The sequence below is a fragment of the Pseudonocardia xinjiangensis genome (assembly GCF_012911925.1).
In the GTDB taxonomy this organism is placed as follows: Bacteria; Actinomycetota; Actinomycetes; order Mycobacteriales; family Pseudonocardiaceae; genus Pseudonocardia; species Pseudonocardia xinjiangensis.
The window spans coordinates 1-19,357 of record NZ_JAAXKY010000071.1 but is presented as its reverse complement, the minus strand read 5'-3'; the positions used below and the strand labels follow the sequence as shown (position 1 = coordinate 19,357).

14 protein-coding genes and 1 pseudogene are annotated in these 19,357 nt (G+C 71.8%); 9 read left to right on the top strand and 6 right to left on the bottom strand.

Going from position 1 to position 19,357, the window contains the following annotated elements; translation table 11 throughout:
• The first annotated feature begins 86 nt into the window (after positions 1–86).
• Both HF577_RS20945 and HF577_RS20940 read left to right on the top strand, forming a co-directional pair.
• A complete protein-coding gene (locus HF577_RS20945; RefSeq protein WP_169397614.1) occupies positions 87–1,733 on the top strand; it encodes a helix-turn-helix domain-containing protein in 1,647 nt (548 codons plus the stop codon).
• A 55-nt stretch (positions 1,734–1,788) separates the two neighbouring features.
• A complete protein-coding gene (locus HF577_RS20940) occupies positions 1,789–3,021 on the top strand; it encodes an LVIVD repeat-containing protein (RefSeq protein ID WP_169397613.1) in 1,233 nt (410 codons plus the stop codon).
• 27 nt (positions 3,022–3,048) lie between these two features.
• Here HF577_RS20940 and HF577_RS39330 read toward each other — a convergent pair whose 3' ends face one another.
• Together HF577_RS39330 and HF577_RS20930 are read right to left on the bottom strand one after the other, a co-directional pair.
• Positions 3,049–5,736, bottom strand: a complete 2,688-nt coding sequence (locus HF577_RS39330) for a LuxR C-terminal-related transcriptional regulator (RefSeq protein WP_169397612.1) — start codon at positions 5,734–5,736, stop codon at positions 3,049–3,051.
• 1 nt (position 5,737) lies between these two features.
• Positions 5,738–8,512, bottom strand: coding sequence for an AAA family ATPase (locus tag HF577_RS20930; protein ID WP_169397611.1), 2,775 nt, complete (start codon positions 8,510–8,512; stop codon positions 5,738–5,740).
• A gap of 305 nt (positions 8,513–8,817) precedes the next feature.
• Between HF577_RS20930 and HF577_RS20925 the strand changes: the two genes are divergently transcribed.
• From HF577_RS20925 to HF577_RS20905, 5 genes are all read left to right on the top strand, one after another.
• Positions 8,818–9,774 (top strand): NADP-dependent oxidoreductase, encoded by a 957-nt coding sequence (locus tag HF577_RS20925; protein WP_246266835.1) that lies wholly within the window; start codon positions 8,818–8,820, stop codon positions 9,772–9,774.
• A 153-nt stretch (positions 9,775–9,927) separates the two neighbouring features.
• Positions 9,928–11,661 carry a ubiquinone-dependent pyruvate dehydrogenase gene (gene poxB / locus HF577_RS20920; RefSeq protein WP_169397610.1) on the top strand — a complete coding sequence of 578 codons (1,734 nt, stop codon included), beginning with the start codon at positions 9,928–9,930 and terminating at the stop codon, positions 11,659–11,661.
• 38 nt (positions 11,662–11,699) lie between these two features.
• Positions 11,700–12,797 (top strand): L-dopachrome tautomerase-related protein, encoded by a 1,098-nt coding sequence (locus HF577_RS20915; protein ID WP_169397609.1) that lies wholly within the window; start codon positions 11,700–11,702, stop codon positions 12,795–12,797.
• A 75-nt stretch (positions 12,798–12,872) separates the two neighbouring features.
• Positions 12,873–13,928 carry an enolase C-terminal domain-like protein gene (locus tag HF577_RS20910; protein ID WP_211174608.1) on the top strand — a complete coding sequence of 352 codons (1,056 nt, stop codon included), beginning with the start codon at positions 12,873–12,875 and terminating at the stop codon, positions 13,926–13,928.
• Between the two features lie 68 nt (positions 13,929–13,996).
• Complete coding sequence (locus tag HF577_RS20905) at positions 13,997–14,305, top strand: DUF6176 family protein (RefSeq protein WP_169397608.1); 309 nt, start codon at positions 13,997–13,999, stop codon at positions 14,303–14,305.
• Positions 14,306–14,377: 72 nt separating this feature from the next.
• On the opposite strand, the gene HF577_RS20900 is transcribed toward HF577_RS20905, so the two are convergent.
• Entirely contained in the window at positions 14,378–15,244 is an 867-nt protein-coding gene (locus HF577_RS20900; protein ID WP_169397607.1) for an SDR family oxidoreductase, read from the bottom strand.
• Between the two features lie 189 nt (positions 15,245–15,433).
• Between HF577_RS20900 and HF577_RS20895 the strand changes: the two genes are divergently transcribed.
• Positions 15,434–15,766, top strand: coding sequence for a winged helix-turn-helix transcriptional regulator (locus HF577_RS20895; protein WP_211174607.1), 333 nt, complete (start codon positions 15,434–15,436; stop codon positions 15,764–15,766).
• On the opposite strand, the pseudogene HF577_RS20890 reads toward HF577_RS20895, so the two are convergent.
• Both HF577_RS20890 and HF577_RS20885 read right to left on the bottom strand, forming a co-directional pair.
• Positions 15,763–16,650 (bottom strand): annotated as a pseudogene (locus tag HF577_RS20890) (IS5 family transposase). The gene HF577_RS20895 and the pseudogene HF577_RS20890 overlap by 4 nt on opposite strands.
• A gap of 166 nt (positions 16,651–16,816) precedes the next feature.
• Positions 16,817–17,224, bottom strand: coding sequence for a MerR family transcriptional regulator (locus HF577_RS20885; protein ID WP_169397605.1), 408 nt, complete (start codon positions 17,222–17,224; stop codon positions 16,817–16,819).
• Between the two features lie 28 nt (positions 17,225–17,252).
• On the opposite strand from HF577_RS20885, the gene HF577_RS20880 reads away from it, so the two are divergent.
• Entirely contained in the window at positions 17,253–18,062 is an 810-nt protein-coding gene (locus HF577_RS20880) for an MBL fold metallo-hydrolase (protein ID WP_169397604.1), read from the top strand.
• Between the two features lie 91 nt (positions 18,063–18,153).
• On the opposite strand, the gene mmsB is transcribed toward HF577_RS20880, so the two are convergent.
• Positions 18,154–19,335, bottom strand: a complete 1,182-nt coding sequence (gene mmsB, locus HF577_RS20875) for a multiple monosaccharide ABC transporter permease (protein ID WP_169397630.1) — start codon at positions 19,333–19,335, stop codon at positions 18,154–18,156.
• Between the last annotated feature and the right edge of the window lie 22 nt (positions 19,336–19,357).

Below are 19,357 nucleotides of genomic sequence, written 5' to 3'. Positions count from 1 at the left end.
GGTCACGTGAGGACCGGTCCGGGGTGCGCCGACTACGGTCGTCACCAGGGCTTACGGGAGAAGCAGCAGCGCCGGAGGGAGAAGACATGGCGGAGTCGGCGGAGCTGGGAGAGCTGGTGCGCGGGTTCCGGCACACCGCCGGCCTCACGCTCGAGGATCTCGCGGAACGGTCCGGCGTGAGCGTGCGAACGGTCAGCGACCTGGAGCGGGGGCGCAGCCGCAACCCGCACGCCCGCACGGTGACGGCCATCGCCGGCGCGCTCCGTCTGTCCGAGGACGCCCGCGGCCTCCTGCTTGCCGCGGCGCGGACCGGCCGGCCTCGGCCCGCGCCTGCGCCGTTCTGCGAGCTTCCCCCCGACATCCCCGACTTCACGGGACGCTCCGCCGAGCTCGCCGCCGTCATCGCGGCGCTCGCCGACGGCGGCGGCCGCCCCGCTCCCCTCGTCATCTGCGGGGCCGGTGGCCTGGGGAAGACCGCACTGGCGGTCCACAGCGCACACAACACGTGCGACCGGTTCCCGGACGGGCGCCTGTTCGCCGACCTGCGGGGGAACGACAGCGAACCGCTGGACCCGTATGTCGTGCAGTTCCGCCTGCTGCGGGCGCTCGGCGTGGACGCCGACGAGATCCACACCCATCGCACGGACCGGGGCGAGCTGCTGCGCCGCATTCTCGCCGACCGGAAGGCGCTGCTGCTGCTCGACAACGCGGCGGACGAGGCACAGGTCCGCGGCTTGCTGCCGGGCCCGGGAGGTAGCGCGGCGCTCATCACCAGCCGGCGGGCGCTCACCGGGCTCGACCACGTCCGCCGGGTGACCCTCGGTCCGCTCAGCGACGCGGAGGCCGATGACATGCTGCGGGCCGTCATCGACTCCGATGCCGGCATCGACCGCTCGCCCGCACTGATCCGATCGGTCACCCAGCTGTGCGGCAACTACCCCCTCGCGCTGCGGATCACGGGCAACCGGCTGCTCAGCAGGCCGGGCTGGACTCTCGCCACCCTGGTCGACCGGCTGACCGACCAGGAGAGCCGCCTCGACCGGCTGTCGGCGGGGGACCTGCAGATCCGGGCCGCCTTCTCGGTGTCCTACGGGCAGCTCGACCCGACCACCCGGCTCGTGTTCCGGCGGCTGGCGCTGGTGCCGGGCCCCGACACCGGAGCCGCACTGGCCTCGGTCCTCACCGGGTTGCCGGCGCCCGAGGTCGACCAGCGCCTCGACGATCTCATCGAGCTCGGTCTGCTCGTCTCGGCGGCGGACCAGCGCGCCGGGTTCCACGACCTCATCCGCCTGTTCGCGCGTGAGCAGCTGGTGGCCGACGACGGCGCCGAGGCCGTCGAGCAGGCCCGGCAGCGGCTCGTCTCCTGGCTCCTCGCCACGGCACGCGGGGCGGCCGGCCGCTTCCGGCCGGGCGAGCAGCCCGGCGACGTGCTGCCGGAGCCGCGGATGGAGTTTCCCGACCAGGCGGGCGCCCAGCGATGGCTGGAGGTCGAGAGCGAGAACTGGCTCGGTGCGCTGCGGCTGGCCGCGGCAGCAGGCGACGACTCCGCGGTCGTGAGCACCGCCGAGGCCCTCCACGACTTCTCCGGCAGATGGCTGGGCTGGCGACACTGGCCCGAGGTGTTCGCCCTGTCCGTGGCGGCCGCGCACCGGCTCGGTGACCGGCACCGTGCGGAGACCCACAGCCGGTACCTCGCCCGGGCGGAGGCCGCCGGACCGGGCGACCGGACCTGAGACCGTCAGTCATCCGACGGGTGGCCGGGAGCGCGTCGCGCGCCACAGTGGGGGCGTGTCCACACCAGTCGTCGAGATCGCGAAGGCGTTCACCCCGCTCGGTCATTCCGACCAGGGGGGCCGCCCGGACGCGATGCAGATGCAGTACCGCAACGGCTACGTCTACGTCGGTCACCTGTTCTCCTCGGGGTTCTCGGTCATCGACGCCCGCGACCCGCGGGACATGACCACCGTCGGCTTCCACCCGGCGCCCCCCGACACCTGGAACATCCACCTGCAGGCGGCCGACGACCTGTTGCTCGTCATCCACGCCAAGGACCTGTGGAAGGAGTTCTCGGCGGAGCAGAGCTACTACCAGGGTTCGGTCGGGACCCGGCTGGCGGGAACGCGGCGGACCTGGTCGGCAGGCGTGGCGATCTTCGACATCTCGAAGCCCGCCGAGCCCCGGCAGATCTCCTTCCTCGAGGTGGACGGGGTGGGGGTGCACCGGCTCTGGTACACCGGGGGTCGCTGGGCCTACGCGTCGGTGCTCGCCGACGGCTTCACCGACTACGTCTTCCGGGTCATCGACCTGCAGGACCCCGCGAAGCCCCGGTGGGCGGGCGAATGGTGGCTGCCCGGCATGAACACCGCTCGCGGCGAGCACCCGGACTGGGACACCGACCGGTGGCGGTACGCCCTGCACCACGCGATCGTCGACGGCGACACGGCGTACGCGTCCTGGCGCGACGGCGGCCTGACCCTGCTGGACATCCGCGACCGCGAGGCGCCCGAGCTGATCGTGCATCGCAACTGGTCACCTCCGTTCGGCGGCGGCACGCACACCGCGGTGCCGCTCCCGGCGCGCGACCTGCTGCTGGTCGCCGACGAGGCCACCGCCGACAACCTCCAGGACGGCCTCAAACACGTCTGGGTGTTCACCATCGCCGAGCCGGCCAACCCGGTGTCCATCGCGACGCTGCCGACTCCGACCGACCAGGCCTACCCGGTCAAGGGTGGCCACTTCGGGCCGCACAACCTGCACGAGAACCGGCCGGACAGCTTCGTGTCCGACACCCTGATCTTCGCCACCTACCAGAACGCCGGTGTCCGGGCCTTCGACATCACCGACCCGTACCAGCCGAAGCCGGCGGGCGCGCTCGTCCCGGGGCCGCCGTCGAGGCTCATGGACCCCCGCCCCGGACGTCCGCGCGTGATCCAGACCGCCGACGTCCACGTCCGGCCCGACGGTGTGGTGTTCTGCACCGACTACAACGCCGGGCTGCTCAGCGCCCAGTACGACGGCTGACCGGCCGGGCCGCTCCCGCCGGGCCCGTCAGGTCGAGGGCAGGTCCGGCGGAAGGATCATCCGCCGGAGCTGGTGGCGCTGGTTGATGCCGAGCCGGAGATAGACGTTGTGCAGGTGCGTGCTGACGGTGCGCGGCGAGAGCTGCAGCCGGTCGGCCACCTCCCGGTTGCGCAGGCCCTGGGCGGCGAGCAGCGCGATCTGGTGTTGCTGCGCCGAGAGGACGGCACCCCGCGTGAGCTTCCCGGTGTCGTCCGGGTCGCCGCCACTGGCCCTGAGCTCGACGCGCGCCGACTGCGCGAACGGTTCCGCGCCGAGCCCGGTGAACGCGGCGAGCGCCTCGGACAGCTGCGATCGCGCGTCGCCCGGTCGGCGTTGCCTGCGCAGCCATGTCCCGTAGTGCAGCCGGGCGAGCGCGAGCAGCACGGGCCACCGTCCGGCGCGGGGATCGGAGACCGCGAACCGGAACCGTCGTTCGGTCTCGGCGTCGTCGATCAGGAGCGCATAGGCGTGGCTCAGCGTCAGCTGCGTCCGGATTCCCGGCCGGGGCCCGCAGGACCGTCGCACCGAGTCGACGGTGGGCAACACGTCGGCGGCGGTGTCCGCACGGTGGGCCGCGATGGCGAGAACGAGCGCGTCCGTGCTGTCGTGCGGCATCGGCCAGGAGCGTGCGTCCGTGGCGATCATGGCGAGGAAGTTGCGGGATGCGGTGTCGAAGTCGCCTGCGACGAGCGCCGAGTACCCGAGCGCGCGCAGCAGCCAGGAGTGGGCACTGCGGTTGCTGTCCAGGTCGAGGTCCGGCCAGGCCTGCTCGACCAGCGCCCGTGCGGTGCCTGCGTCGCCCCGGAGGGCGACGAGGATGGCGCGTAGCGCCGCGAGGTGTACGCGCAGCACCGGGAGGTCCTGTGCAGCGGCGACCTCGTCGGCGGAGTCGAGGGTGTGCTCGGCGGCATGCCAGCGTCCGGTGCTGAGCAGGCCGCGGATCATTGGCGGCCATGCCTCGGGAAAGACCGAGGTCCGGTTCCCGGTCCGGGGCCGGTCGAGGACCTCGGACCGCAGCGTGGCCGCGAGCTCGCTGTCGTCGAGCGCTTCGGCGATCGTGGCCATCGCCAGCGTGTCGACCACCGGTGTCCGCCCGACCTGCTCCCGACGGCTGGGAAGCAGGCTTCGGTGGTCGGGTGCGGACCGTGGGTCGACGCTCACGGCCATCCACGCCTGGTGGAGAGCCGGGTCCGCCTCGTCCAGGTAGGGCGTCGAGCTGGGGAGGACCGGTCGGTCGGCCGCCGCGGCCAGGAGAGCTGCCGCCGCGTCCCGATGGGGGCCCAGCCCGGAGTGGGCGGCCACCACGGCCGCGCAGACCGCCAGGCCCAGCGCGGTGACCCGGTCGACGGACGGGTGGGTGCGGGCGGTGTGGACGAGGAGGTCCATGGCCTCGCACTGGTGTCCCGCGCGGGACAGCGCCGTGGCGGTGGCGCTCGCGGCACTGCAGCGCAGGTCGGGCCGCTCGGTGAGCCGGTCGACGTGGGCACAGAGCGCGCGGGTCCAGGCGGAGTCGCCCGCCGCCGCCGCTGCGAGGGTGGCGAGCACGTAGCGCCGGGCCGCGTGCTCGGAGTCGCCGGACAGCTCGGCAGCCCGTTGCGCGGCGACCGCCGCCTGCGTCATGCGGCACTCGGTGCGGGCCTTGCGGCTCTCCGACTCGAGGAGGGCGGCGGTGGCTGCGTCCTCGCCGAGCGGCAGCATCGCCAGGTGCATGGCGCGTTCGAACGAGGGCTGCTCGATCGCCACCGCGAAGTCGTGGTGCAGCCGCCTGCGGACCACCGCGGGGGCGCCGTGGTAGACCGCGACCGCGACCAGTGGGTCCGGGAACACCACGTCGTCGCCGACGAGTTCGACGAGGCCGGCGGCCACGGCGGGCTCCCACACCTCGGCGGGAACGGACCTCCGGCCGGCCGCGTCCAGCACCGTGGCGAGCGGTTCCTGCCCGGCCCGTCCCGCCGCGTACAGGAGCGCCCGCCGGGTCGGTGCGGGAAGCGCGTCGAGCTGCCGTGCGTACCTGGTCCGGATCCGCATCGTGTCGGGCACGTCCTCGCTGCCGAACGCGTGACTGAGCTCGACGAGCGCGCGAGGGTTGCCCCGGGCCCGCCGCAACACCTCGTAGGCGGCGATCCCGGTGAGCGGGCCGGGCTGCCGGCGCAGGAGCTGCGCCGCCGTGGGCATGTCCAGCGGCAGCAGCCGGTGGTGCTGCAGGCCCTGCCACTGCAGGTGCCGGGCCGCCGCAGGGCGGGCGGCCATCAGGAACACGACCGGCTGCGCCGGGAGCGTCTCGACCAGTCGCCGCAGGCCGTCGGTGGACGTGGGGCCGATGCGGTCCGCGTCGTCGACCACGGCCAGCACCGGTTGCCTCCTCGCCGCCCGGCTCAGCCATTCCGCTGCGCCTGCCGCCGGTGCCTCGTCGACCCCGTCCGGGGCCGGGCCGGGTGCGTCCGTCCGCTGCCGGTGGGTCGGGCACGGTGCCGCGGGCACGATGAGGTAGCCCGCCGATCGTGCGCGGTCCACGACGGCCTGCAGGAGCGTCGACTTGCCCGTCCCCGGGTCGCCGACGACCAGCGCGGCGGCTCCGGTCGTCCGGGTGGGGGTGATCAGGTCGAGCACCGGCTCCCCACCCGGCGGGAGGGTGCCGGCGCGTACGGTGTGGTCCCTGTGCGCTGATGCGGTCATGTCACTCCGAGATGACGTCCGGGAGCTGGCGGCGGCTCACGACGCCGAGCTTGGGGTAGATCTGGTACAGGTGCGATCCGACCGTGCGGGGTGAGAGCACCAGCCGGTCCGCGATCGCGCGGTTGCTCAGGCCCTGAGCGGCCAGCTTCGCGATGAACTGCTGCTGGGGCGTCAGAAGCGCGAACCCCTCGACCGTGCCGCGCAGCGAGACCCCGGTTGCGCGGAGCAGCTCGCGGGCGATGCCCGCGTCGTGGGTGGCGCCGATGCGGGCGAACGTGTCGTGGGCCGCGCGCAGCAGTGGGCGGGCGTCGACGAACCGGCGGCGCGCGCGCAGCCAGTCGGCGTAGTCGACCATGGCTACCGCCTGGTCGTGGGGCCGTTCGCCGCCGGTGTGCCCGGTGGCGGCCGCGTGCAGCGCCGACTCGACCGCGTGCTCGTCATCGACTGCGAGCAGCGCGGCGGCCCGGTCGATGAGCACTGCCCGGTGAGCGGAGGGTGCGCTCCCCGCGCTGCGCCGGACGCGGTGGAGAACCCGCAGCGCCGGCCCGTGCCGGTTCGCCTTCGCCGCCGACCGGGCGAGCTCGGCGACCGCCCGGTAGGACCATGCGAAGTGCTCGGGTTCCCCGTCGGGTCCGAACATCGCCAGGTAGTGCCGGCAGGCGAGCGCGTGGTCCCCGGCAGCGGCGTGGACGCGCCCCGCCGCGCGATGGACGAGGCAGCGCACCATCGGGTTGTCGTCCTCGGCCCGGTTCGACCAGGGGTCGAGGGTGGCCAGAGCCTGCTGGGCCGCGGCGACGTCACCGCGCAGGACCTGCAGGGCGATCCCCTGGGCGGCGACGGCCCGGCCCAGCACGGGCAGCCCCCCGGCGGCCGCGACGTCCGTCGCCTCGGCCTGCACCGCCGCCGCTTCCCGCCACAGCCCGCAGTCGGCCAGCGCGTCCAGCAGCATCACGAAGGCGAACGGGTGGGCGCCCACGGCGTTGTCCTCACGGAGGAGCTGAACGGCGCGGCGCAGGTATCCGCTCGCGACGGTGGGGCCGTCCGCCATCCAGGAGGCGGTCCCGACCGACAGCAGCCGGATCAGCTCGGCGCGCCCGCTCTGCGGTTCGTGGAGGCCGGGGTCGGCGTCCTGCGTGCGCTGCCATCCGCCCGGGTCACCGATCGACCGGACCGAAGCGGCCACCGCTGCGTCGGCCGGCCCGGGGCACAGCTCGTCGCCCAGCGCCGTGCGGACCGGCAGGCTCTCCGCGCGCTCGACGATTCCCGCCAACGCCGCCCGCATCGCCGCGTCCCCGGTGACCAGGGCGGCCATCCCGGCCGCCGAGGCCAGTGCCATGGCCACGCCGCGGTCCTGCAGTCCGCTGTCGAGCAGCCGGCCGATCGGGAGAACGGAGGCGGACGCGGGCTCGTGCAGCGGAAGGTGCTGGCCGGCGGCCGCCGTGGCGACACCGAGCAGGGCCGGGTCGCCGGTCAGGTCCCTGACCCGCTCCCACAGCTGCCGGCACCAGGCGTGGTGACCTCCCCGGGCGGCCAGGAGAGCCGCGCGGGCACAGCGCCGGGCCGACCGGCCGGCGTCGGAGGTGCAGTCGGCTGCCCGTTCCAGCGCCCCGGCGGCCTCGACGTGCCGGCCCTGCCTGCACGCGACGGCGGCCGCGGTCTCGAGGAGGAGCGCGACGTCCTCGCCCGGCTCTTCGGCGGCGTTGGCCAGGTGCCAGGCGCGCCGCCCCGCGTCGTGCGACGGGAAGGCGGCCAGCGCCCGGTGCGCCTGGCGCCGGTCGTGCTCGGAGGCATCGGAGTAGCAGGCCAGGCGAACGGTGGGATCCCGGAAGCAGATCCGGTGGCCCACGATGGTGATCAGGGCGGCGTCCTCGGCCGGTCCGCAGTCGGCCAGGTCGGCCCCGGCGGCGGACAGTACGGCCTGCAGGTCCCCGCGGTCCTCGGCCGCCGCGGCGACGAGCAGCACCCGGCGGGTCTTGGCGGGCAGTTCCTCGATCCGCGCGGTGTGAGCGCGGCGAATCCGGGCCGGGACGGTCAGCCCGAATCCCTGCCGCGGACGGTGGTCGCCGCCCGCCGCGCTGTGCGCGAGCTCGATGACGGCCCGCGGGTTGCCGCCGGCGTGGCGGAGGATCTCGCCCCGGATCCAGCCCCGCGGTGGGGACGGCTGACGAGCGAGCAGGACCGTCGCTTCGGTGACCGACAACGGGCCGACGTGATGGACGGGCAGGTCCGTGTCGAGCTGCTCGGGAGGCAGGAGGCCGCGCGCTGCGAACAACAGCAGGATGTGCTCGCTGGTCAGCCGGTGGCCGAGGAAGGCCAGCAGGTCGAGCGAGCCCTGGCCTGCGGACTGCACGTCGTCGATGACGAGGGCGAGAGGTCTGTCCCGCGCCGCCTCCCGGACCAGCGACGACACCGCACCGTGCAGCGTCCCGGGATCGCGCACGGCGGCGTCGTCCGTACCGGAGACCAGCCCGTGCAGGGGAGTCCGCAGGGAGTCCGGCAGCCGGTCGGCGACCGACATCAGGGGCGTGACGAGCCGCCGCAGCAGCGCGCAGCCCGGCAGGCTGGTGCCCGATCCGGCGAGGACGCGGAAACCCTGCTGCCGTGCGTCGTCGACGGCGGTCGCCAGGAGGCTCGACCTGCCGATGCCCGTCTCGCCGAGGACCAGCAGCCGAGCCGGCCCGGTCCTCGCCTCCTGAACGGCCCGCGCGAGACGGCTGCGTTCGGCGGTCCGGCCGATGAGATCCGGTTCCCGGCGCAGCGGTGCCACTGTCTGCACGCGACCTCCGTCATTGCTGAGCATCGTCCTCCGATCGCTCATTCCCCGGTCTCCGAGGAAACCCAGCAGCCTCGGCGCTCGCCATGCGGAATACAGGCAGGACTGCGATCGGAGTCATTTGACTGATGGGCCGAACCCGACCAGTGCCTCATAACAACCAGGAAGGACGCCGCAGCCGGCCATGGGGGAGAACGCCGCGTCGTCCGACTCCCGCTCGGCTGCCGGTCGGCCAGTCGTTCTGTCGATGGCGGCCCGCGGTTCCCCGGGCACCGTCGCGGGGAGGTCGACACGACGGAAGGGCTGCGATGACGGGGAAGGCTGCGATGACGCTCATGAAGGCGATCCGGTTGTACGAGTTCGGTGGGCCGGACGCACTGCGCTACGAGGACCTTCCTGTTCCCGAGCCGGCCCCGGGCGAGGTGCTGGTCCGCGTGCACGGCACCAGCGTCAATCCCGTCGACGGCAAGACCCGGGAGGGGGTGAGCCGGCTGCGGGAGCTCCCGCTCACCCTCGGCTGGGACGTCGCGGGGGTCGTGGCGGGGCTGGGCGCCGGGGTCGACCGGTTCTCGGTGGGTGACGAGGTGCTGGGCCTGCCCCGGTTCCCCCGCGCGGCGGGGGCGTACGCGGAGTACGTCACCGCGCCGGCGCAGGAACTCGTGCGCAAACCCCCGGATATCGACATGGCCCATGCCGGTTGCCTGCCGCTGTCCGGCCTCACGGCATGGCAGGCACTGGTGACCACCGGGTCCGTCGGTGCAGGCCGGCGGGTTCTGATCCACGCCGCAGCCGGGGGCGTCGGGCACCTGGCCGTGCAGATCGCCAAGGCGCGCGGCGCGTACGTCCTCGGGACCGCGGCCGCCGACAGCCACGAGGCACTGACGGGACTGGGCGCCGACGAACTGATCGACTACCGCACGACGCGTTTCGAGGATGCGGCAGGCGAGGTCGACGTCGTGCTCGACCTGATCGGTGGGGAGAACTCCGTCCGGTCACTGTCGATCCTGCGCGCCGGTGGTGTCCTGGTGTCGGTTCCCGCCGGCACCACCCGGGACCTGAGCGCGGCGGCGGCCGATCGCGGCGCCCGCTGGACGGATTTCCTGGTCCACCCCGACGCGGCCGGGCTCGACGGTCTGGCGGGGCTGGTCCGCTCGGGAGAGCTGCGTGTGGTGGTGTGTGACCGGTTCGCGCTCGCCGACACGGCGGAGGCTCATCGTGCCTCCGAGCGCCCCCACGCTCTCGGAAAGATCGCGATCACCCCCTGACCCATTTCGCGCCTTGTCGTGAGTCGTTCATGAGCTCGGGAGCTGCGCAGAACCGGCGGGGTTCGACGTGAACAGTCATTCGACCGATGGCCCGTCCCCCGGTCGTGAGGAGAGTGGACGCCGTCCCACCAGAAAACCAAGGGAGGCTCGCGCATGGAAACGGTCGCCGACCACATCATCGATTCGCTCAAGGCCAGCGGTGTCCATCGCGTCTACGGACTGCCGGGCGATTCACTGAACGGATTCACGGATGCGCTGCGACGCGACGGGACGCTGGACTGGGTACATGTGCGGCACGAGGAGTCGGCTGCCCTCGGTGCGGCTGCGGAGGCCGGGCTGACCGGCGAGCTGGCCGTGTGCGTGGGCAGCTGCGGGCCGGGCAACCTGCACCTGATCAACGGACTGTTCGACGCCTACAAGAGCCGGGTGCCGGTGCTGGCGCTCGCCGCGCACATCCCCGGGGACGAGATCGGGTCCGAGTACTTCCAGGAGACGCACCCCCAGAAGCTGTTCACCGAGTGCAGCGTCTACACCGAGCTGGTGAGCACGCCGGAGGCGGCGCCGCGCATCCTCGAGATGGCGATGCGAGCGGCGGTCGAGAACAACGGCGTGTCCGTGGTCGTCGTGCCGGGGGAGGTTCTTCTCGGCAAGGTCGACAGCCACGTCCGGCCGACGGCCGTGCGCGCGACGCGCTCGATCGTCCGGCCGGACGACAGCTCGCTGCAGCAGGCGGTGGCCTTGCTGAACTCGGCCCGGCGCGTCACCGTCCTGGGCGGTGCGGGCGCGGCAGGCGCCCACGACCAGCTGCTCGCGCTCGCCGAGGCGCTGAAGGCGCCGATCGTGCACGCCCTGCGCGGCAAGGACGCCATCGAGTACGACAACCCGTACGACGTCGGGCTGACGGGCCTGCTCGGGTTCGCGTCCGGGTACAAGGCGATCGACGAGGCCGACACGCTCCTGATGCTGGGCACGGACTTCCCGTACCGGCAGTTCTACCCGAGCGACGCGACGGTGATCCAGGTGGACATCCGCGGCAGTCACATCGGCAGGCGCACCCACGTCGACCTCGGTCTCGTCGGCACCGTGAAGGACACCATCGAGGCGCTGCTACCCCTCGTCGAGACGAAGACCGAGCGCCATCACCTCGACCGGGCCCGCGCGCACTACGAGAAGACGCGCAAGTCGCTCGATTCGCTCGCGGTGAACGACCACGAGCGCACCCCCATCCATCCGCAGTTCGTCGCGAGCAGGGTGAACGAGCTCGCCGCCGCCGACGCGGTGTTCACGACCGACGTCGGCTCGCCGGTGGTGTGGGCGGCCCGGTACCTGCACATGAACGGTCAGCGGCGGCTGCTCGGCTCGTTCAACCACGGGTCGATGGGCGTGGCGCTGGCGCACGCGCTGGGTGCACAGGCGGCCTACCCCGGCCGTCAGGTGGTCGCGCTGGCTGGCGACGGCGGCCTCACGATGATGCTCGGTGAGCTCTTCGCGGCCGTCCAGAACCGCCTGCCGGTGAAGATCGTCGTGTTCAACAACTCGTCGCTCAACTTCGTCGAACTCGAGATGAAGGCGGCCGGATTCGTCAACTACGGGACCGACCTGGAGAACCCGCGGCTGGCCGACGTCGCGGCGGCGGCCGGGGTGTTCGGGCAGCGGGTCGAGCGCCCGGGTGATCTCGACGGTGCCCTCAAGGCGGCTTTCGCCCACGACGGCCCGGCCCTCGTGGAGGTCTTCACCGCACGCCAGGAACTGTCCGTTCCGCCCGCGATCACGGTGGAACAGGCGAAGGGTTTCACCCTCTATGCGATCCGGACGATCCTGTCCGGGCGCGGTGAGGAACTGCTCGATCTCGTCACGACCAACGTCGCCCGGCGAATCCTCCAATAGGACGCCGAGTACCACGCAATTCCGATCATAGGAGAGCCATGTCCTCCGAAGCTTCTTCTCCCGAATCCGCCGCCACTCCGTTGGGTAGCTGGGTGGCCCCCTACTACGACGTGGTCGCCGAGATCGACGACCTGATGCCCACCGGGGTCACCGTCACCGACGACGGCCGCGTCTTCGTGTCCTTTCCGCGGTGGGGCGACGACGTGCCCTACACCGTCGCCGAGATCGTGGATGGGAAAGCGGTGGCTTATCCCGACCCCGCGATCAACGAATGGAGCGAGAAGAGGAACGCGGACCAACTGGTGTCGGTGCAGAGTGTGATCACCGACCCGGTCGGTCACGTGTGGCTGCTCGACACGGGCAGCCTCTCGTTCGCGCCGTGGCTGGAGAACGGCCCGAAACTCGTCGAGGTCGACCCTGCGACCGACGAGGTCGTCCGTATCGTCCGGCTCGACCCGGCCGCGGTCACGGCCACCACGTACCTCAACGACGTCCGGTTCGACCTCTCCCGCGGCACCGGCGGGTACGCCTATCTCACCGACTCCCAGCCCGAGGGCGCGCTGATCGTGGTCGACCTGGGTTCGGGGGAGAGCTGGGCACGGCTGCGTGGCCACGCCACCACGGTGGCGACGACGGGGTTCCGCGCGGTCGTGCAGGGTGTCGTCCGGGAGAACTACCAGGTGGGTGCCGACGGCATCGCGATCAGCGCGGACGGCAGCCTCCTCTACTACTGCCCGCTGTCGAGCCGGCGCCTCTACAGCGTGGAGACCAGCGCCCTGCTCGACCGCTCGCTGGACGACGACCAGGTGGCCGCCACCATCGTCGATCTGGGCGACAAGGGCGCATCCGACGGCCTGGAGTCCGACACCGCCGGCGCGGTCTACTCGACGGCCTACGAGCACAGCGCGGTACTCAAGCGGGACGCCGACGGCACGTGGTCGACGGTCCTGCACGGCCCGGCGTTGCTGTGGCCGGACACCCTCGCGCTCGCCGCTGACGGCTATCTGTACGTCAGCGTGAACCAGCTCCCGCGGACCCCGCTGTTCAACGACGGGGTCGAGACGCGGGTCCCGCCCTACCAGATCATCCGAGTGCACGTCGGTGCCAGCCCGATCCGGCTGACCGGCGCTGCCTGAGAGGAACTCCCAGTGTCAGAAACCCCCAGCTCCGAGAGCACGCCACCCACCTTGAGTGCGGTACGTGCCCGCCCGGTGATCGTTCCGCTTCGCCGGCCGGTCATCGCCGACATCGGCCGCTTCGACCGCTGGCCGATGGTCCTGGTCGACGTCGAGACCAGCGACGGTGTCGTCGGCAGCGGCTACATCGCCCCCTACCGGGCGGCCGCGATGCCGGCGATCGTCGCGGAGATCAACGACCTCGGCGAGGTGTGGCACGGAAAGCCCATCGCGCCGGTGGACGCCTTCACCCAGTTCGGCAAGTCACTGAACGTGGTCGGCATCGCCGGCATCTCGCTGATCGCCCGCGCCGCCGTGGACATGGCGATGTGGGACGCGCTCGCGAAGACGGCAGGCCTGCCGCTCGTCCAGCTGCTCGGCGGCACGGTGGGGCCGGTACGCGCCTACAACAGCAACGGGCTGTGGCGCCACGAGATCAGCACCCTCGCGAAAGAGGCGGCCGACCTCCGCGACGAGGGCGGCTTCACGGCGATGAAGCTGCGCCTGGGCCACCCCCGGCTGCAGGACGATCTCGACGCGATCACGGCCGTGCGCGAGGGCGTCGGACCCGACGTCGACGTGATGGTGGACTTCAACCAGGCTCTGGGCTACGGCGACGCGGTCCGGCGGTGCCACGACCTCGACGACCAGGGGCTGTACTGGCTGGAGGAGCCGATCCGCTACGACAACGTCGAGGGGTACGGGAAGCTCGAGCAGCGGGTACGCACCCCGTTGCAGTTGGGGGAGAACTACTACGGACCTCGGGACCTGTTCAACTCCATCAAGGCCGGGAGCGTCCCCTACGCCATGGCCGACCTGATGCGCATCGGCGGCGTCACCGGCTGGCTGCAGACGGCCGGACTGGCCGCCGCCGCGGGAACGCAGCTGTCGAGCCACCTCTATCCCGAGATCGCGTCACACCTGCTCCGGGTGAGCCCCACGGCACACTGGCTGGAGTGGGTCGACTGGGCGAATCCGGTGCTGGCCGAGCCGACGGTGCCGGTGGACGGGCACATCACCGCGTCCACCCGCCCCGGCACCGGAGTGGCCTGGGACGAGGCCGCGGTGAACAAGTACCTGGTGTCGACCTGATCCGGCGGTATCTCACAGGGGAGCTCCGGGGATGCTCTCCTCTGGAAGAGTCCGCTGTCATGATCCACGTGAGGGTAGCCCGCGTTCGCCCCGACAAGCTGGACGTGCTCAAGGCCTGGTTCGCCGAGGCCGAGCAGCGGGCCGACGAGGTCCGCGCCACCTTCGAACAGGAGGGCGTCACGCACGAGCAGGCGAAGCTGATCTCGACCGCGGACGGTCCGCTGCTCGTCTACGCGGTGGAGTGTGCCGACTACGAGGCGGCCGGGGAGGTGTTCCGGAACTCCACGCTGCCGATCGACGCCGAGCACAAGCGCGTCATGGCCGAGGTGCTCGACGGCCAGGTGGACACGCCGGTGCTCCTCGACATCCACATCTGACGCCGCCTGCGCCGCGAGATCCGGCTGTCCGCCCTTCGCGGGGCCGACGGGCCGGATCTCACGGCGATCAGGTCACGACAAGCCCTTGAGCGCCTCGGCGATCGAGTCGGCGATCGGGGTGGTCGGACGGCCGATGAGCCGGGCGAGGTCTCCCGGCGTGGCAGCGAGCAGGCCACGTCCGATCGCGCCTTCCATTCCCACGAGAATGGAGGCCACCGGCTCGGGCAGCCCCGCGCCGGTCAGCATCGCCAGGCGGGCCTCCCAGGAGACGTCGTCGTAGGTGATGGTGCGACCGGTCCGCCGGGACACCTCCGCCGCGAACTCCGCGAACGACCATGCCGTGTCGCCGCTGAGCTCGTAGGCCCGGCCGAGGTGACCCTCGCCGATCAGGACGGCGGCTGCCGCGGCCGCGAGGTCGGGGCGGGACGCCGAGGCGAGACGTCCGGTGCCTGCGTGGACCGCAACGGCACCGTGCTCCAGCACGAGGCCGAGGTTCTCGGTGAACACCTCCGAGTACAGGCTGTTGCGCAGGAACGTGTAGGGCAGTCCGGAGTCGAGAATCAGCTGCTCGGTGGCCTTGTGCTCGGCCGCGAGCGCGAAGTCGGCGGCCGGGCCGCCCAGCATTCCGGTGTAGGCGAGCTGGGCCACGCCTGCCGCCTCGGCCGCGTCGATGACGGCAGCGTGCTGCGGCACCCGCCTGCCCACCTCGTAGGCGGAGATCAGCAGCAGCCGGTCTCCTGCACGGAACGCGCTCGCCAGGGTCTCGGGGCGGTCGTAGTCGGCCGTGCGCACCTCGACGCCGCGCGCGGCCACACCGGCGGCCTTGCCCTCGTTGCGCACGACGGCGGCGATGTCGCCGGGAGGGACGTCGGCCGCCAGCAGGGACTCGACCACCAGGCGACCGAGATGTCCGGTTGCTCCGGTGACGACGATGCTCATGATTTCTCCGGGTCCGTGAGTAGAAGATCGAACTCACCGACGGTATGGCCGGTACCGGATCCGGAGCCAGTACCCACTTCGACGTAAGGTACTGACGTGAGCGTAAGTGCGCGGGCAGTCACATCTGCCACTGACAATCAGGTCTGTCCCGAGCGACTGGTCGTCGAGCACATCACGAGCCGCTGGGGGATGCTCGTGCTCACCGCGTTGCTCGACCGTTCGTATCGTTTCAGCGAACTGCGGAGAGAAATCGGCGGCGTCAGCGAGAAGATGCTCGCCCAGACGCTGCAGACGCTGGAACGCGACGGATTCGTCCATCGCAACGCCAGGCCCGTGATCCCGCCGCACGTCGACTACACCGTCACCGATATGGGCCGGGAAGCCGGGGAACGGATGCGCGCCATGATCCAGTGGGTGGACGACCGGATGAGCGCCGTCGTCGACGCCCGCGCGGCGTACGACCGGGTGCGAGCGGAGCGCGACGCCGCCACCGAGGCTCCCCCGGTGGCCCGAACCCGTTAGGGCGTGTCCTGTAAGTCGGTGCGCAGCCATAACACGATGGCGGCGATGGTGATCTCGCTGCGGTAGTAGGCGGCGCGTTTGGCGTAGCGGGTGGCCAGTGCGCGGAACTGTTTGAGCCGGTTGAAGCAGCGCTCGACGACGTTGCGGCCTGTGTAGATGGCCGGGTTGAAGGCGGGTGGGCGGCCACCTCGGGAGCCCTTTGCGTGGCGGCGGGAGATCTGGTCTGTCCGCTCGGGGCTGGTGAACGGGATCTTGCGATGTCGCAGGGCGGCGCGGGTGGAGGGGTGGGAGTAGGCCTTGTCGGCCAGCACGCGGTCGGGTCGTTTCCGGGGTCGGCCGGGTCCATCGCGGCCGACCGCAATCTGGTCAAGTAGCGGGAGCAGTTGCGGGTTGTCTCCGGCGTGGCCGGGGGTGAGGATCACCGACATCGGCAGGCCGCGGCCGTCGACGGCGAGGTGGATTTTGCTGGTCAGTCCGCCTCGGGATCGTCCGAGGGCTTCGCCGTCGAGGGCGAGGTGTTCGACCCACTCGGTGGTGCAGCCCCTTTTTTCCGGGCCCCAGCCGAATGCTGGTGGGCCCGGACGTTGCTGGAGTCGATGCTGATGCTCCATTCCACGTTCCCGACGGAGTCGTCCTTGACGATCACTTCGTCGAGGATGCGGTCCCAGGTGCCGTCCGCGGTCCAGATCCGCAGCCGCTCGTGTGCGGTCTGGTCCGTAGCGCTCGGGCAGGTCCCGCCACGGCGCGCCGGTGCGTAGCTTCCACAGGATTGCGTTGATCACCTGCCGGTGATCACGCCACCGGCGCCCTCGACCCGCGACCGGTGGCAGCAGCGGTTCGATCCGCGCCCAGGCCTTGTCGGTCAGTTCCCCACGCCCTACCACCCGAGCATGATCATCGACCGCAGGTCATGACCCATACAGGACACGCCCTAGTCGCTCCGCGCGGACAAGCGGACCGGGCCTCCTTCAGGCCGGAAGGCGGAATCGCCTGCCCGAGGAGGCATGTGCGGTCCGGCGCCCGATGGACGAACACGATCGTCGTCGCGGATCATGCCGGGGGGATACGGGCCGCGATCTGTTCCCGGGCGTGCGGACACTCGTCGAAGCTCAGGGGGCAGTCCAGCGCGTGCTCGATGAGGTCCTTCGCCGCCTGCGCCTGGTCGATGCGGCGTTCGAGCACCGCGATGTGATGGCGGAGCAGGTCAGGATGATCCAGGGGGCTGTCGGTGGACAGCAGCTCGCACAGCGCCCGCAGGCCGAATCCGGCGTCCTTGCCCATCAGGATGAGGGCCACCCGAGCGAGATCCGCCTGACCGAAACACCGCTGCCCGCCTGCCCGCCTGCCGGGCGCGAGCAGTCCCACGCTCTCCCAGTGGCGCAGGACGTGGGTGGGAAGTCCGAACCGGCCGGCCAGCTCGCCGATGCTCAGCTCCGCATCCGCGTCACTTGACTTCATGTGCACATTAACCGGCACGGTCGCCGGCATGAGCAACAACCACGTCAGCAACCCCGGCCGGCCGCCGGTGTCCACGGATCTCGCCGTGACACGGGTGGCCAACGCCTGCGTCCTGCTGGAGCTGAACGGTCACACGATCCTCACCGACCCGTGGTTCACCGAGCGGTGGTACCTGCGCCGCGGTGAGCCGCTCGGCCTGAGGGTCATCGACCTTCCGGCGTTGACGGCGATCGTCGCGACCAACTTCGCGGTCAACCACTGGGACCTGCGCGCGTTGCGGGACTACCGCCACAAGGCCACCACGCCGGTCTACGTGAGCGCCGCCCGGATGGCCCGTCAGGCGCGCGCACTGGGCTTCCGGACGGTCGAGCACCTCGGTTGGGGCGAGACGCGGGATCTCGCCCCGGCGCTCTCGATCGAGGCGGTGCCGGCGGGGCGGACCCTCGCGTGGCGCAACAACGCCTACGTCCTCACCAGCGGGCGGACGCGGGTCCTCTTCGGCGGGGAGATCCAGGACGTCGCGCTGTTGGAGCGCTACCGGGCACACGGGTCGCCGGTGGCCGTAGCGCTGTTGCCCGTCAACGGGCTGCGTGCGGTTCTCGGCCGGCCGCTCGTGATGGGGCCGCGAGAGGCCGTGGCGGGGGCGAGGGCCGTGGGAGCGCGTGTCCTCGTCCCGGTCCACGACGCCCACGGCGCCGACCCGCTCTCCCTGGTGTTCCGCCGCCACGGATCGGGGGAGGACGCCAGAGCTCTGGCTGCCACGGACCGGATCGGGCTCGAGGTCGTCTGCCTGGTCCCGGGGGAGCGGTGGGAGTACTCGACGGCGGGTGCCGGATGAGAGTGGGCGCACACGACGGCGCCCCCGACCCGTGGAGCTCGGCTCCGCAGGTCAGGGGCGCTCCGCCGCGCTCAGGGAAGCGGCCTCCCGGTCACCGGGCGGCCGAGCCCGCCCTACGCTTGGTCCAGATGTCGTAGGCGACGGCGGCGAGCAGCACGAGACCCTTCACGAGCATGACGCGCTCGCTCGGGGCGCCGATGAGCGACATGCCGTTGTTGATCACGGCCATGATCAGTCCGCCCGTGATCGCCCCGACCACCTTGCCCACACCGCCCTGCACCGCCGCACCGCCGATGAACGCCGCGGCGATCGCGTCGAGCTCGAAGTTGGTGCCTGCGGTCGGTCCCGCCTGGTTGAGCCGCCCGGCGAAGATGACGCCGGCCAGCGCCGCCAGCACGCCCATGTTGACGAAAATCCAGAAGGTGACCGACTTGACCTTCACCCCGGACAGCGTGGCCGCCGAGAGGTTGCCCCCGACCGCGTAGATGTGCCTGCCGAAGACGGACCGGGTGGTCAGCAGCGTGTACCCGAGCACGAGCACCGCGAGCAGCACCAGCACCCACGGCAGGTTCTTGAACCGGGCCAGCTGCACCACGACCGCGAGCACGACGACCGCCGCCAGCGCGATCTTGAGGACGAAGATCGGCAACGGGTCGACGACCTGGCCGTAGCCGAGCCTGCCCACGCGCTGGCGCCACTGGGTGACGGCGATGCCGGCCACCACCCCGAGCCCCACCAGCAGGCTCAGCAGGTCGGCGCCGCCGAGCGGGCCCAGCCCGATGTTGCCCAGGTAGCCCTCGGTGAAGCCGTTGGACAGCGTGCGGATCGGGTCCGGGAACGGGCCGATGCCCTGGTTGCCCAGCACCGTGAGGGTGAGGGCACGGAACAGCAGCATGCCCGCCAGGGTGACGATGAAGGCCGGGATGCCGAAGTAGGCGATCCAGAATCCCTGCCAGGCCCCGATGACCGCGCCCGCGATGAGCGTGACGAGCACCGCCAGCGGCCACGGGACGTTCAGGTTGACCATCAGCACCGCGGAGATCGCCCCGGTGACCGCCACGACCGATCCCGCGGAGAGATCGATGTGCCCGGCGATGATGATCAGGATCATGCCGATCGCCAGAACCAGGATGTAGGAGTTCTGGACGATGATGTTGGAGATGTTCTGCGGCTGCAGCAGCGCGCCGTCGGTGAGCACCGAGAACAGCACGATGATCAGCACGAAGGCGACGTAGATGCCGCTCTGCCGGGGGTTGATCGAGAACCGGCGCAGCGCCGGCGACCGGGGCGGGAGC

Bases quoted from the DNA above. Each gene is read 5' to 3' on its own strand.
- HF577_RS20945 (WP_169397614.1), top strand. From the start codon at position 87: ATGGCGGAGTCGGCGGAGCTGGGAGAGCTGGTGCGCGGGTTCCGGCAC.
- HF577_RS39330 (WP_169397612.1), bottom strand. From the start codon at position 5,736: ATGACCGCATCAGCGCACAGGGACCACACCGTACGCGCCGGCACCCTC.
- HF577_RS20925 (WP_246266835.1), top strand. From the start codon at position 8,818: ATGACGGGGAAGGCTGCGATGACGCTCATGAAGGCGATCCGGTTGTAC.
- poxB (WP_169397610.1), top strand. From the start codon at position 9,928: ATGGAAACGGTCGCCGACCACATCATCGATTCGCTCAAGGCCAGCGGT.
- HF577_RS20915 (WP_169397609.1), top strand. From the start codon at position 11,700: ATGTCCTCCGAAGCTTCTTCTCCCGAATCCGCCGCCACTCCGTTGGGT.
- HF577_RS20900 (WP_169397607.1), bottom strand. From the start codon at position 15,244: ATGAGCATCGTCGTCACCGGAGCAACCGGACATCTCGGTCGCCTGGTG.
- HF577_RS20895 (WP_211174607.1), top strand. From the start codon at position 15,434: ATGCTCGTGCTCACCGCGTTGCTCGACCGTTCGTATCGTTTCAGCGAA.
- HF577_RS20885 (WP_169397605.1), bottom strand. From the start codon at position 17,224: ATGAAGTCAAGTGACGCGGATGCGGAGCTGAGCATCGGCGAGCTGGCC.
- HF577_RS20880 (WP_169397604.1), top strand. From the start codon at position 17,253: ATGAGCAACAACCACGTCAGCAACCCCGGCCGGCCGCCGGTGTCCACG.